Raw genomic sequence first — 14,338 nt, forward strand, 5'->3', positions numbered from 1 at the left:
TTTTTAGCCAGAACGTAATCGTTTGCCTTTGATATCAATCTAAATGAAGCAATGTATGGTCAACGTGTAATAACAGCCAACATGCGATTGTTTAGATCGATTTAAGTCCCCCTACTAAGCTGCAATGTTTCTGGAGAAAGACATGCAAAAGAACACCCTCTGGTTCAATGGCCTATCCATGGATGATGTCGACAAAGTCGGCGGTAAGAATGCTTCACTTGGCGAAATGGTTTCTAACCTAGCAAACGCAGGCGTTTCTGTACCAAATGGTTTTGCGACAACCTCATACGCGTTTAACCAATTCCTTGACCACGAAGGTTTGGATGAGCGTATTCACCAATTACTCGATGAACTAGACGTTGAAGATGTAGAAGCTCTGCGTAAGACAGGTGCAAACATTCGTCAATGGGTATTAGAGGCCCCTTTCCCTGCGGACCTTGAACAAGAAATTCGTGAAAATTACCAAGAACTGATCGAAGGCAATCCTGAGCTTTCAGTCGCAGTTCGTTCATCTGCTACGGCAGAAGACCTACCTGATGCTTCTTTTGCTGGTCAGCAAGAAACGTTTTTGAACGTGAAAGGCATCGACGCAGTACTAGAAGCAACTAAGCACGTTTACGCTTCTCTATTTAACGACCGTGCGATTTCTTACCGCGTTCACCAAGGGTTCGACCACCGTGGCATCTCGCTATCTGCGGGGATCCAACGTATGGTGCGTTCAGATAAAGCCTCGTCGGGTGTTATGTTTACACTAGACACTGAATCGGGTTTCGACCAAGTTGTCTTCATCACCTCTTCATGGGGTCTAGGCGAGATGGTCGTTCAAGGTGCAGTAAACCCTGACGAGTTCTACGTTCACAAGCCAATGCTTGAAGCAGGCGAACACCCAATCGTTAAGAAAACATTTGGTTCTAAGTTGATCAAAATGATCTACTCAGATAACCAAGAAATCGGCAAACAAGTTGATATCGTTGATACTTCTGATGAAGAGCGCAACACGTTCTCATTGAACGACGACGAGATCAAAGAGCTCGCAAAACAAGCAATGATCATCGAAAAGCACTATCAGCGTCCAATGGACATTGAATGGGCAAAAGATGGTATTGATGGCAAGCTGTACATTGTTCAAGCGCGTCCTGAAACCGTATGTTCACAAACGGAACAAAACGTGATTGAGCGCTACGAGCTACAAAACAAAGCAGATGTTTTGGTTGAAGGTCGTGCAATCGGTCAGCGCATCGGTAAAGGCGTGGTTCGCTTGGTTGACTCTCTGGACCAAATGTCTTTAGTCCAAGAAGGTGACGTGCTAGTTACAGACATGACTGACCCAGATTGGGAACCAGTGATGAAAAAAGCATCTGCAATCGTAACCAACCGTGGTGGCCGTACTTGCCACGCTGCCATCATCGCTCGTGAGCTTGGTATTCCTGCAATCGTTGGCTGTGGCGATGCGACAAGCAAGTTAACCGATGGTGCAACCGTGACCGTATCTTGTTCAGAAGGTGAAACGGGCTACGTTTACCAAGGTGAACTTGAGTTTGATGTAAAACGCTCTTCTGTTGATGAACTGCCACTGCTACCAACAAAAGTGATGATGAACGTGGGTAACCCTGATCGCGCGTTTGACTTCGCACAAATTCCAAATGAAGGTGTTGGTCTTGCTCGTCTTGAATTCATCATCAATAAGATGATTGGTATCCACCCGAAAGCATTACTTAACTTTGATGCACAAAGCGATGAGCTAAAAGCAGAAATCACTCAGCGTATTCGTGGTTACAAAGATCCTATCGATTTCTACGTAAGCAAGCTGACAGAAGGTATCGCAACCATTGCTGCGGCATTTTGGCCGAAACGCGTTATTGTTCGTATGTCTGACTTTAAGTCTAACGAATACAGCAACTTGGTTGGCGGTAAAGCATACGAACCGCATGAAGAAAACCCAATGCTTGGCTTCCGTGGCGCGTCTCGTTACATTTCTCCAGTGTTTGAAGACTGCTTCGAGTTAGAAACTCTAGCAATCAAACGCGTTCGTAACGAAATGGGTCTGAAAAACGTTGAAATCATGATCCCATTTGTACGTACTCCAAGCGAAGCAGCATCAGTGATTGATTTGCTAGCGAAGTTTGATCTGCGCCGTGGCGATCAGGGTCTTAAAGTCATCATGATGTGCGAACTGCCATCCAACGCGGTCCTTGCCGATGAGTTCTTAAAGTACTTTGATGGCTTCTCGATTGGCTCAAACGACATGACTCAGCTAACGCTTGGTCTTGACCGTGACTCTGGCGATGTCGCACATCTATTTGATGAGCGTAACCCAGCGGTTAAGGTGATGCTTCAGATGGCGATTGATGCGGCAACAAAAGCAGGCAAATACGTTGGTATTTGTGGTCAAGGCCCATCAGACCACGACGACTTAGCGGAATGGCTAATGGATCAAGGTATTAGCTCTGTATCACTAAACCCAGATACGGTTATCGATACTTGGTTAAAACTCGGTAAAGTTAGCAGCAAGTAACACACGATAAACTCTAGCCCTCACACTCCCCTTGTGAGGGCTTTGTTATTCACACGTCATTTCACAATCAGTTCGTGATTCCTCTCTCAAGTTCGTCATTTAGTCAATTTCATTATCAAAGTCTGATGACCTAAAATGAATGGTATATCGATAACTCCAGAGAGAATTTGATGAAAAAGCCTATCGCACTCCTTACTACATTGATGCTCCTGGCATCCCCTGCTTATGCCGATTGGGATGAAATTTCCAATAAAATGTCTGAGCTTGGCGACGCAGTTTCTGATACTGCACAAGATGCTTGGGACGACACCAAAGCGTTTTCAAAACAAGCGTGGCAAGATTTCACGAACTGGTCCGAGGAAGCGATCAATACCGCAGGCGAATGGACAGAAGCCAGCATCGAGAAAAGCAAAGAATGGATAGATGCTGCCGACAAAAAAATTGATGAGCTGATGGAAGGCGATACGCCAGAAGAAGCTCGCCAAGCCGTGGACTTAATGGCAGATAGCGCTTTGCTCAAGTTATTTAATGAAAAGCCGGAGGCAAAAGCTATTTACGACAACGCGTACGGCTACGCGGTCTTTGATTCTCGTAAATTATCTTTGCTGTTTCACACCAACTCAGGGTCAGGAGTCGCAGTGAATAAGGAAACAGAAGAACGCACTTATATGAATATGTTTGGTTTGGGCGTTGCACTTGGGGCTGGCGGCAAATTTTACCAACAAGTGGTTCTGTTTGAGAGCAAAGAAGACTTTGATACGTTCGTCAACGAAGGATGGGAGGCCACAAGTGAAGCCTCTGCTGTTGCGGGCGAAGATTCAGAGCAACTTTCAAAACAATTTAACAGCGGCGTCGCCGTCTATCAGTTGAACGCTAAAGGTTTGCTCATCGATGCTAACGTGTCTGGTTCTAAATATTGGGTTAACGAAGAGCTCACTAACTCGCAGTAATGCATAGCAACTAATCGCTTAAATAAAACCGTTGTTATGCACCCTTATCAATAAGTTAACGGGGATATGATTCCTCAAAACTGAGCACTTACGCAACTTTCTCTATGGAAGTCACCAGAAGATGGCGACTTCCCTTTCTCGTTGGATTGCTTTTGGTTATGCTTGCGCAAAACCACCTGCAATTCGGTATCCCATGCCTGACAATAACTTTAATAATCTGCTAGCAGAAGCAATTTCTGCTCTTAACACGCCTAACTTTACTCCTAAACTTATGCGTGTCATTCGCACTCTTTTTCATTTTGATTGCGCAGTTATTTTAGGTTACCGAGAAGGTAAACATCCTATTTATCTCTACGACTCAATTGAGAACGAGCGAGAGTTACTTTTTCAACGCTACCTTACTGACTCATTTCAAAATGACCCTTTTTTTCTCAAACTAAACGAGACAAAGCAACAAGGCGTATTTACGCTCAAAGACGTGGCGCGTAAAGGCGTTGACTTCACCTCATACTGCGAGCAGTTCTATCATCAAACAGGGTGGAAAGACGAACTGAGCATGCTAGTCGAAGTTGAATCTGGCCGTTGGGTCATGCTGTACTTCGGATATATGACTGATGGAAAATACTTTTCTCAGCAACAAATCAATAAGCTAAAGCCCTATTTCCCGATAATTCAGTCGCTTTGTCAGCAGCATTGGAAACAAACGGAATTTACCTTTTCTGAGCCTGTTTTTGCACAGAGTGCTTATTCTGGCAGTATGCGATTAGCCATTGAGCAAGCTTTAGCAACGTTTGGCGTAGAATCACTCACCCGTCGCGAACAAGAGGTGGCTTCGCTTCTCGCTCAAGGGTTTGACACCAAAGAAATTGCCGCGCGGTTACACTTAGTTCAAGGCACGGTCAAAAATCATCGAAAGCGAATTTACTCGCAATTAAATGTGTCTTCATTGAGTGAGTTATTCCAGCTTTTCCTCAATCACCTCATTCTCCATTCAAGATAAAAAACTGTCCCTTAAGGGATATATCGAGAAAAGGTGTCGCGTTTTAGTCTGAATGTAACAACCACTAAAACAGACAAAAAGAATGACGACACCATTACTGCAAGATTTACAAGATCGCGGCTTGATTGCACAAGCCAGCGATTTGGAAGAAATTCAGACACTTCTCTCACAGCCACAAACCGTTTACTGCGGCTTCGATCCTACAGCTGGCAGCTTACATATCGGCCACCTCGTGCCTTTGATTATGCTTAAGCGCTTTCAAGATGCCGGACACCAAGCTGTTGCCTTGATTGGCGGTGCAACGGGCATGATTGGCGACCCAAGCTTTAAAGCGACTGAGCGCAGTCTGAACTCAGAGGAAATCGTCTCAGGCTGGGTTAACGATCTTTCTAATCAAATTCAGCAGTTGATGAATCACCAACTGACCAAGCCGATGATCATGGTAAACAACGCTGACTGGATGAAAGCGATCAATGTGATCGACTTCTTCCGCGATGTGGGTAAGCACTTCTCGATCAATACTATGGTCAACCGAGAATCGGTAAAACAACGCCTGCAACGACCTGACCAAGGTATCTCCTTCACCGAATTTAGCTACGCCCTACTGCAATCGTACGATTTTGCCGAGCTAAACCGTCGATACGGTTGCCGTTTGCAAATCGGTGGCAATGACCAATGGGGAAACATCGTCAGCGGGATCGATTTAACTCGCCGTCAAAATGGTGAGCAAGTATTTGGCTTAACTCTGCCGCTGATCACCAAATCCGATGGCACCAAATTTGGCAAAACCGAAGGCGGTGCAGTATGGCTAGATCCTAGCAAAACCTCTCCTTACGCGTTCTACCAGTTCTGGCTTGGCGCAGAAGACGCCGACGTTTACCACTTCCTGCGTTACTACACGTTCTTGAGCTGCGAAGAAATTGCCAGCATTGAAGCGCAAGACCAAGCAAGCCAAGGTAAGCCACAAGCACAACGTATCCTCGCTGAGGAAATGACGCGATTTGTTCATGGCGAAGAAGGCCTAGCTAGCGCCGAGCGCATCACTCAAGCTTTATTCAGCGGTAATGTGCAACAACTGAGTTTGGGTGAATTAAAACAATTGGAGTTGGATGGTTTACCAAGCATTGAGAGCGCACAGCAAGATTTGGTTGAGCTGTTGATTGAGTCGGGTTTAGCAAGTTCGAAGCGTGTTGCACGCGAACACATCAGCAACAACGCCATCAGTGTAAACGGTGAAAAAGTGGCGGCTGATAACCCAAGTTTGAGCTTCCCACTGTTTGATCAATATTGGTTACTGCAACGCGGTAAAAAGCACTTCTGCCTCGTAAAGCGTGCCGCGTAGCAACACTCGAAGTACAAAGCCCATAAAAAATTCCCCTCACCGCTTTCGTGATGAGGGGAATTCAAATTTGAACGATTTTAAGCCTAACAATAGGCAAAGGCGTTGCTTATTGCGTTCTTAAACGTTGCCAGTACTTTTCGTAAATCGCTAACGTTTCTGCGCCAACATCATTAATAAACTCGCCTTTTTTCATGTCTTCTGATGAAGGGAAAATAGTACGGTTGTTTTTCAATTCTTCTGGCAATTTTTCACGCCCAGCGTTCGTTGCCGACGCATAACCCAAACTGGTCACGATTTCCGCTTGGTTCTCTGATTGGTACATGAAGTTAATAAATTTATGCGCCAATGCTTTGTTTTTACTGCCAGACGGAATAGTGAAGTTGTCCATCCACAATACCGCGCCCTCTTCCGGCATCACGAACTTCAGTTCAGGCATTTCAACCTGCCCTTGGAATGCGTTGCCGTTCCATTGCATGCCGACCGATGTTTCACCGGACACGTAAGGGACTTGCGGTGCATCTGAGTTATACAGTAATACGTTGTTTTTCAGCGCAACTAGAGAATCAAAAGCCTGTTCGATTTCAGCTTCGTCTTTTGTATTCACGCTATGGCCATTTTTCTTAAGCGCCATACCAAACACATCGCGGACGTCATCAATCAACATGACTTGTTGTTCGTATTGAGACTCCCATAAGTCTGCCCATTTTGTCACTGGTTGCTCAACCATGGATTCGTTGTAGCTAATCCCGGTAATGCCCCAAATATAAGGCAGCGAGTAATCATTTTTAGGATCGTGCGCTTGGCCAAGTAAACCGTCCATTGTGTCTTGCATGTTTGGCACTTGAGCGTGATCTATTTTCGAAAGCAGCCCTTCTCGCCCCATTTTTTCAATGAAGTACGCAGAAGCAAAAACCACATCGTAGCCAGAACCTTTTAGCAATTTTAGCTTGGTGTACATTGATTCATTATTCTCAAAAGTCGAATAATTAATCGTAATGCCTTCTTGTTTTTCAAACGCTTTTAACGATGCTTCCGGCAAATAGCCACCCCATGCATAAACGTTCAACGTTTTGCTATCTGCATGAGCAAACATGCTGAGCACAAGAGCACTCAGCCCCAATCCTTTGATGATTAATTTCATGGTATGCAATCCAACCAGTCCAGCGACGCGCTGGGATTCGGGTGCATAATTAGGTAATTGTTACCCAATTGAAAGAAAATTTAATTAATCTTTAACAGCAAAAATATTTATCGAATTTATAAAAGTAACGCATGTTTTTAATAGCGACTGTGCATACCAAAATGATGAGACATTCCATCTTCCATTCGGCCACCTTTCCAGCCACCAGAGCCGAGTAAATTAAGTACATCTTGAGCGGTATAATCGGCACCAGAAAAGAAATCATGCGCCACGTCTGAGCGTATTGCTTGCAACTCTGGTTGATTTTCCAAATCAAGATCTTGCGGATCCGCATATAATGCCAACGCAATTTTTTGTTGGCACGCGCTTAACTCGCTGGTGCTCGTCTTTACCTGACCAACCGAAAAGTAGTCACGACTGCCGTATCCCACCACCAATCTGGTACTCATTAGTTTAATCACTTTCTTAATGCGGCGACGTTGTATAAATCTCAACATGTTTTGTTATTCCTGTATTAAGTTGGCTATGTCGTATTCTTTTGTTCGAATTAAAACACTCTGTTTTATCCGCGAAATTTCTCTAGCGCTTTTCGCGATGATCGGTTGTATAATACGATTCTGAAATATTTTGTTACGTTACCTCGGTAACCCCTGAGACTGCAACATGAACAACAGCAGATGGGTCGGCTTTATAGGCGGCACGATTGTCTTACTTAGTACCTTTATCCTCTTCGGATCTTCCGTCCACGCTGCTTGGTACCGAATCCCTGCGGAAGCCATTCATGGTATCGCCTTCACTTTGGCTTTTGGTTTAGGGTTAAACAGCCTGCTGGCGTACGCGACGGCAGTGATTACTCTTGCTGCACTATTCTACATTGGCTTTGTCGTTAGCTATCGGGTCCATCAGAAACTTAAATAGTCTTCTGTCTCAACCTGAGCTTAATAACGGATACTTGGTAACTAAAAAGGGAGCAAACGCTCCCTTTTTAGTTATCAGCATATAGATGTTCTATGCCCACTTTAATCATTAAGGTGGCATACCCTCAACGACTGCTGCATACCTGAAACATCATCACCTAAATACTCAACCGTCATTGGAACGTTGACCAACAGAGTAAAACTGGAGTCACTGAATCTTCCATCAGCATCACTCTCCAAATGAACAAAAAACGCAGGCTTATCCGCAATCAATGTAATTCGCCTCCCTTCAATAGAGACATCTATATTGGCTTTCGCTATCGGCAAGGTTTTTAGCTCGTGAGTACTAAACCATGTGTTGCTTATTCTGTCTTCACCGATTTGCGCTTCAACATAGAAGAAGCCTGACGTAAGTTCATCCTTCTCGATCAATTCATCCAACTGCCACAAAATCGTATTGCTGTCTGCTATGACTGTTTGTTCTAAGCTCCAACATTGCTTTTCTTCCCCTTGCCAATCTACCCACTTAAGCAGTGCGTTGACGCTTGCGGACTCTTTGGCATCATTGAGCAAATGTAGGCTCAACTCGCCTGTATGCTCGGAAAATACCAAATACTGCGGCGCAAAAAAGCGTTTTGCATGGTAGTGCAACTGCTTCCATCGACCACTGTATTCCAAACTAGACCAAGAACTGACAGGCCAATTGTCGTTGAGTTGCCAGTACAGCATGCCGCGACAAACTGGAGAAATGGCACGCCAATGATCGCATGCAGTTTTGATCGCGATTGCCTGCTGAACTTGACTTAAATACAGCATGCTCTCAAATCCAGAGGGAAAACGAAAATAGCGCGTGAACATCTCTGTGATAATACTATGACCTCGAGGGTTCTTCTGATGTTGTTCGAAAGTTGGGGATGTAATATTCCAGTCTTGCTCAGGGACAAACCGCTTAACTTCAGCAAAAGATGGCCAAGATTGAAAACCAAACTCAGAGCAAAAACGAGGATTCACGTCAAGGTAGGCACTGAATGATTTTCCTGAATGCCAAACGTCCCAAAAGTGCATATCGCCTTTACTATCATCATGCCACGCATCACCGAAATCCAGTTCACCATTACATGGGGAACTTGGCCAGAAACGGCGAGTGCTATCTTGCTCGGTAATCTCCTTCTCAATCATGCGGTTGAGGCGATCGTAGTTAACCGTGTATTTGACTTTGCTGCGCTTAGATTCGTCATACCAACCAATAGCTCCAATCACTTCATTGTCACCACACCAAAGTGCGATTGATGGGTGCTTCTTAAGCCTCGGGATTTGGAATCTAAGTTCTTCTTCTACGTCTTTTAAAAACTCGTCGTTTGATGGGTACAACGAGCAGGCGAACATCATGTCTTGCCACACCAACAAGCCAAGTTCATCACAAAGGTTATAAAAGGTTTCACTCTCGTACTGACCACCGCCCCATACGCGAATCATGTTCATGTTGGCGTCAACCGCACTTTGCAAAAGGTTGCGATAACGTGTTTCGTACTCTCGCCCCGGCATTGCGTCAATAGGGATCCAGTTGGCACCTTTAGCATTAATCGGTACGCCATTGACGATAAATTCCATTGCAGAGCCGTGCTCATCAGCTTGGTTATTTAGGGTTAACTGACGCAAACCAATGTTGTGCGTTAACTTTTGCTCTCTGCAAGAAATGGTAATGGGATAGAGATACGCTTCGCCATAACCCGATGGCCACCAGCGTTGAGGCTCCAAAATGTGGAACTGGCAATGATAGTGACCACTTCCTTTTGTTTGAATACATTGACGCTCACCATTAAATTCAACCATCACTTCATGGCGTTGACTGTCCGTTTCCACTTCAACTACTACATCAAGAAACACACTCCCATCGGCTTGCCATTGCTGCTCTGTCGAGAAGCCTTTGAGCCAAAGCTCATTCACAATGTCGATTTGAATGGGGTCGTAAATACCCGATACCATCAAGCAAATGCCCCAGTCCCATCCGGAATGGCATTGTGTTTTGCGGATCAAGTTCATGTGTGGAATTTGGTTGTTGCCCATTGCCGATGGAATAGGAAATGGCAGTTTTTTTGCTCTTGCGATACCTTCTAAATCCACCCGAGCAAACTCAACCCGAATCGTGTTAGTACCTTGCTTTAAATGCGGTTTAATATCCACACGTTGCTGGGTAAACATGTTGCTGCAAGTTAGTGCTAACTCACCATTAACATAGAAGGTTGCCAATGTATCGACACGAGTTAGCGTCATCCAAATTTGCTTGGCAGACAACGTAAACGCGTCGACGTCAAACTCACGTGAGATATGCCACTCACACTCTTCAATCCATCGAACTTTGTTTTCATTATCGGCAAAATAAGGATCTGGAATCTGCTCTGCTTGTAAAAGCGCCGACACATTATCGCCCGGAATAAACATTGGAATTTCAAGATTGGGACGCTGTGGCGAGGTAAGCATCCACTGCCCGTTAAGTTCGAAGTGAGCCATCGAGTTAAACCTTAGCTTGGGAAAAACATGTTTTCTCAATGTAATCCTGACAATCCCATGCAAAAATAATGGAAATGTTAATTACATACGAAATGCGGTGCATTTCACGTAAAAACTCTTTCTTTTGATCTCTACCCAAAAATCAGCAACTTGGCTAACCTGTTAAAAATTAATCGAAATCTAAGGTTATATTTGCAACTTCGACATGTTAACATCATCGGCTTTTTGAACATCCTCACACTTTTCGTTGAAACGATGTGAGGGGAAATGCACGGCTTCATAGCCCTAAAAAGCGAAGTAATTATGTCAAATATGACGAATGCCGCCTCCCACACAGCGCCTATTCAGGATGCTGACTATTCTGCTATTCATCCCCCATCTTTACTCAAGCGCCTCGAACTCACCAATCCTGTCTTTTGGTTAAGTGGTAGCTTCCTCACTCTATTCGTTTTACTTGCTCTAACGAATACCGACTCTCTAACCGCAATGGTTAACACCGGCTTCGGCTTTGCTACTAAATATTTCGGAGCTTACTGGCAAGTACTGCTTCTTCTGAATTTCCTAATTGGTTTGGCTCTTGCGTTTGGTCGCACTGGTTATGTGCGCCTAGGTGGTCTAGCGAAACCTGATATTGATAACTTTAAGTGGTTGTCAATCGTACTCTGTACTCTACTTGCAGGTGGTGGTGTGTTCTGGGCCGCAGCTGAGCCTATCGCCCACTTTGTGACTGCTCCGCCTCTATACGGGGAAGCTTCACCGAAAACTGCCGCAATCAATGCCCTATCTCAGTCTTTTATGCACTGGGGCTTCTTAGCTTGGGCGATCCTTGGTGGTCTATCTTCCATTGTCTTAATGCACTTGCATTACGATAAAGGCCTGCCTCTTAAGCCGCGTACTCTGCTTTACCCTGTTTTTGGTGATAAAGCCATTAAAGGCTGGATTGGTGATGTTGCTGACGCATGTAGCATCATTGCAGTAGCAGCAGGAACCATCGGTCCTATCGGCTTCTTAGGTTTACAAATTAGCTACGCGCTAAACTCATTGTTTGGCCTGCCAGATACGTTCGTAACGCAAAGTATGGTTATTATGGCGGCGATCCTGATGTATACCCTTTCCGCACTGAGCGGTTTGAGCAAGGGTATTCAAATCGTCAGTCGTTACAACATCATTTTGTCTGTACTGTTAATTGGTTACATCCTGTTCTTCGGGCCGACAAGCTTTATCGTTGATGGCTACGTGCAAGGCGTTGGTCGTATGGTGGATAACTTCTTCCCTATGGCACTTTACCGTGGTGATACAGGCTGGCTAAGCTGGTGGACAGTATTCTTCTGGGGTTGGTTTATCGGTTATGGCCCAATGATGGCGATCTTTATTGCTCGTATCTCTCGTGGTCGTACAATTCGCCAATTAATCATGTCTATTAGCATCGCGGCACCGCTGATTACTTGCTTCTGGTTTAGTATCGTTGGTGGCAGTGGCCTTGCGTTTGAACTTGATAACCCTGGTTTGATTTCATCTGCGTTTGAAGGCTTTAACTTGCCTGCAGCACTGCTAGCGATTACTGGTGAATTACCTTACCCAATGATCATTTCGGTTCTGTTCCTGATCTTAACGACAACATTTATCGTGACGACGGGTGACTCGATGACTTACACAATCAGTGTAGTGATGACGGGCTCAACAGAACCAAACGCAGTGATTCGCTCGTTCTGGGGGCTGATTATGGGTATTGTCGCTATTGCGCTTATCTCAATGGGCTCTGGTGGTATTTCTGCATTGCAGTCTTTCATTGTAATTACTGCCGTGCCTGTGTCTTTCATTTTGCTGCCAAGCATTTGGAAAGCACCCGGCATCGCAAGCAGAATGGCAAAAGAGCAAGGCCTCGTTTAAACCGCCTCTCTAACCAATATGCGAAAAAGAGCCCTTCATTGGGCTCTTTTTAATTCTGCGCTTTATCCTACGCTATCAATGCGAATCATCACTGCGTCTGGACGCCAATACTCGAATTCGCAGTCCATTAAATGCCCATCTTGTTTGTAGTTTACCCGCCGAATTTTCAGAACGGGTTGTCCTTCAGCTAGGTTCAACGCCTTAGCGACATGAGCAGGAGCTGACGTGGGAATCACATCAAAACGAGAGCGCTTTGTCTCGTAACCATACTTCTCACGATAAATGCCCGTCAGGGACATTGTGAGGTTCTCAGACAATATCCCCTCAAACAGTGCCGCTTTGAGCACGTTCTCAACAAACAATACCGCTCGCCCATCAATAAAACGTAACCGTTCAATCACATAAATTGGGGTAATTCGCTCCACCTCTAACGATTTGGCATACTCACCTGCGGCCATTTCACTTCGCACGTTGAGTAGCTTAGTTTCTGCAATACGATGCTGCTCTCGAATCATCTGATGGAAGTGAGAACGAGACAACGGGTTGTAACAGATACGCTCAGGAGATACATACCAACCCCGGCGCTCTTCTCGATAAATAAGACCTTCCGTTTCCAAAGACACCAACGCATCTTTGATAGTGATTCGAGTCGTAGAAAACAGCTCACTGAGCTCTCTCTCTGACGGCAGTTTTTGTCCTTCCGACATGATGCCGGAAAGAATCTGCTGTTTTAAGCTGCTTCTAATTTTTCCTAATTGGGTACCAAATTGTCCGGTGCCTGTCGCTCTCATTCTGATCTAGTCCAAGGATAATTTGACGAATAACATAAGGCGTTTACGTAACAAAAATATGACATTAATCAACAGAACACATACTGAACGTATGAAATATAAGTGCCATATAAAATCAGTAAAACTGTCAAATTACTTGCGCTAAATCGTCACATTCCATCCATAGCATACAAAGCGAACTTACTGACCTAGTCCAGAAGGATGGAGACAATGAAAACTTTGCTAAGTCGTTCAATTACCGTACCAGCGGCAATCATTGCGGTAACACTCGCTACGCCAACAGTAGCGAAAGAAGCCGATATTGAATCTTTGGTAGCAGCAGCACAAAAAGAAGGGGCGGTTTACAGTGTGGGTATGCCTGACAGTTGGGCAAACTGGAAAGACACTTGGGCTGATTTAAAGTCAAATTACAACCTTAAGCACCAAGACACGGATATGAGCTCGGCTCAAGAAATCGCAAAATTCGAAGCTGAGAAGAAAAACGCGACCGCAGACATTGGTGACGTAGGCTTTGCCTTCGCACGTGTAGCGGTTAAAAAAGGCGTCACTCAGCCATATAAACCAACAACTTGGAATGACATCCCAGATTGGGCAAAAGACGAAGATGGTCATTGGGCACTTGCTTACACTGGCACTATTTCTTTTATCTCCAACAATAACCTCGTAAAAGACGCGCCAAAAACGTGGGATGACCTATTAAAAGGCGACTACAAAGTGACCGTAGGTGACGTAGGCGTAGCAGCACAGGCAAACAACGCGGTTCTCGCCGCAGCGTTCGCCAACGGTGGGGACGAATCCAACCTCAAGCCTGCGCTCAAATTCTTTTCTGAACTCGCGAAGCAAGGTCGTCTTTCATTTACCGATCCGAACATCGCCAACCTAGAAAAAGGCGAAGTGGAAGTGGCGATCATGTGGGACTTCAATGCATTGAACTACCGCGACAAAATTGACCGCGACCGCTTTACAGTGAGCATTCCTCAAGATGGCTCTGTGATTTCTGGTTATACAACCATAATCAATAAATACGCGAAGAACCCTAATGCAGCAAAGCTTGCTCGTGAATACATCTTCAGCGATCAAGGGCAAATCAACTTAGCAGAAGGTTATGCGCGTCCAATCCGCACCAACATCACACTGCCTCAAGCAGTGCAAGACAAGCTAATTGCTAATGACCAATACAGCAATGTTCACCCAGTGACTGACTTCTCAGCTTGGGAAAAGTCCGCACGTAAGCTGCCACGTCAATGGCAAGAAAGTGTCTTAATCCACCAGCAATAAGAG

General features: G+C 45.0%; 11 protein-coding genes. 7 read left to right on the forward strand and 4 right to left on the reverse strand.

Annotated features, from left to right (window positions below; genetic code table 11):
- The first annotated feature begins 142 nt into the window (after positions 1–142).
- The 4 genes from ppsA to tyrS all read left to right on the forward strand — a co-directional run bounded on the left by ppsA (position 143) and on the right by tyrS (position 5,807).
- Positions 143–2,515, forward strand: a complete 2,373-nt coding sequence (gene ppsA / locus R7E78_RS07805; protein WP_318057802.1) for a phosphoenolpyruvate synthase — start codon at positions 143–145, stop codon at positions 2,513–2,515.
- Between the two features lie 170 nt (positions 2,516–2,685).
- Complete coding sequence (locus tag R7E78_RS07810; RefSeq protein ID WP_005373824.1) at positions 2,686–3,465, forward strand: hypothetical protein; 780 nt, start codon at positions 2,686–2,688, stop codon at positions 3,463–3,465.
- 193 nt (positions 3,466–3,658) lie between these two features.
- Positions 3,659–4,465, forward strand: coding sequence for a response regulator transcription factor (locus R7E78_RS07815; RefSeq protein ID WP_021707696.1), 807 nt, complete (start codon positions 3,659–3,661; stop codon positions 4,463–4,465).
- 82 nt (positions 4,466–4,547) lie between these two features.
- The gene (gene tyrS, locus R7E78_RS07820) at positions 4,548–5,807 is read left to right on the forward strand and encodes a tyrosine--tRNA ligase (protein WP_042523265.1); all 1,260 of its coding nucleotides are present in this window, start codon (positions 4,548–4,550) and stop codon (positions 5,805–5,807) included.
- 106 nt (positions 5,808–5,913) lie between these two features.
- Here tyrS and R7E78_RS07825 read toward each other — a convergent pair whose 3' ends face one another.
- Both R7E78_RS07825 and R7E78_RS07830 read right to left on the reverse strand, forming a co-directional pair.
- Positions 5,914–6,948, reverse strand: coding sequence for a spermidine/putrescine ABC transporter substrate-binding protein (locus tag R7E78_RS07825; RefSeq protein WP_318057803.1), 1,035 nt, complete (start codon positions 6,946–6,948; stop codon positions 5,914–5,916).
- 137 nt (positions 6,949–7,085) lie between these two features.
- Complete coding sequence (locus tag R7E78_RS07830) at positions 7,086–7,445, reverse strand: DUF6559 family protein (RefSeq protein WP_042523269.1); 360 nt, start codon at positions 7,443–7,445, stop codon at positions 7,086–7,088.
- Between the two features lie 166 nt (positions 7,446–7,611).
- Between R7E78_RS07830 and R7E78_RS07835 the strand changes: the two genes are divergently transcribed.
- Complete coding sequence (locus R7E78_RS07835) at positions 7,612–7,866, forward strand: hypothetical protein (RefSeq protein ID WP_005387084.1); 255 nt, start codon at positions 7,612–7,614, stop codon at positions 7,864–7,866.
- A 101-nt stretch (positions 7,867–7,967) separates the two neighbouring features.
- Here R7E78_RS07835 and R7E78_RS07840 read toward each other — a convergent pair whose 3' ends face one another.
- The gene (locus tag R7E78_RS07840) at positions 7,968–10,376 is read right to left on the reverse strand and encodes a beta-mannosidase (RefSeq protein WP_318057804.1); all 2,409 of its coding nucleotides are present in this window, start codon (positions 10,374–10,376) and stop codon (positions 7,968–7,970) included.
- Between the two features lie 303 nt (positions 10,377–10,679).
- On the opposite strand from R7E78_RS07840, the gene R7E78_RS07845 reads away from it, so the two are divergent.
- Positions 10,680–12,266 (forward strand): BCCT family transporter, encoded by a 1,587-nt coding sequence (locus tag R7E78_RS07845; protein WP_005373846.1) that lies wholly within the window; start codon positions 10,680–10,682, stop codon positions 12,264–12,266.
- Between the two features lie 62 nt (positions 12,267–12,328).
- Here R7E78_RS07845 and R7E78_RS07850 read toward each other — a convergent pair whose 3' ends face one another.
- On the reverse strand, positions 12,329–13,057 hold the full coding sequence (locus tag R7E78_RS07850; RefSeq protein ID WP_005387087.1) for a UTRA domain-containing protein: 729 nt from the start codon (positions 13,055–13,057) through the stop codon (positions 12,329–12,331).
- Between the two features lie 210 nt (positions 13,058–13,267).
- Between R7E78_RS07850 and R7E78_RS07855 the strand changes: the two genes are divergently transcribed.
- The gene (locus R7E78_RS07855; protein ID WP_318057805.1) at positions 13,268–14,335 is read left to right on the forward strand and encodes an ABC transporter substrate-binding protein; all 1,068 of its coding nucleotides are present in this window, start codon (positions 13,268–13,270) and stop codon (positions 14,333–14,335) included.
- Positions 14,336–14,338 lie beyond the last annotated feature (3 nt).

It is taken from the genome of Vibrio sp. YT-19(2023) (assembly GCF_033337395.1).

Excerpts from the sequence above, each read along its gene's own strand:
- R7E78_RS07815 (WP_021707696.1), top strand. The coding sequence starts at position 3,659 with ATGCCTGACAATAACTTTAATAATCTGCTAGCAGAAGCAATTTCTGCT.
- R7E78_RS07840 (WP_318057804.1), bottom strand. The coding sequence starts at position 10,376 with ATGGCTCACTTCGAACTTAACGGGCAGTGGATGCTTACCTCGCCACAG.
- R7E78_RS07835 (WP_005387084.1), top strand. The coding sequence starts at position 7,612 with ATGAACAACAGCAGATGGGTCGGCTTTATAGGCGGCACGATTGTCTTA.
- R7E78_RS07825 (WP_318057803.1), bottom strand. The coding sequence starts at position 6,948 with ATGAAATTAATCATCAAAGGATTGGGGCTGAGTGCTCTTGTGCTCAGC.
- R7E78_RS07850 (WP_005387087.1), bottom strand. The coding sequence starts at position 13,057 with ATGAGAGCGACAGGCACCGGACAATTTGGTACCCAATTAGGAAAAATT.
- ppsA (WP_318057802.1), top strand. The coding sequence starts at position 143 with ATGCAAAAGAACACCCTCTGGTTCAATGGCCTATCCATGGATGATGTC.
- R7E78_RS07855 (WP_318057805.1), top strand. The coding sequence starts at position 13,268 with ATGAAAACTTTGCTAAGTCGTTCAATTACCGTACCAGCGGCAATCATT.
- R7E78_RS07845 (WP_005373846.1), top strand. The coding sequence starts at position 10,680 with ATGTCAAATATGACGAATGCCGCCTCCCACACAGCGCCTATTCAGGAT.
- R7E78_RS07810 (WP_005373824.1), top strand. The coding sequence starts at position 2,686 with ATGAAAAAGCCTATCGCACTCCTTACTACATTGATGCTCCTGGCATCC.
- tyrS (WP_042523265.1), top strand. The coding sequence starts at position 4,548 with ATGACGACACCATTACTGCAAGATTTACAAGATCGCGGCTTGATTGCA.
- R7E78_RS07830 (WP_042523269.1), bottom strand. The coding sequence starts at position 7,445 with ATGTTGAGATTTATACAACGTCGCCGCATTAAGAAAGTGATTAAACTA.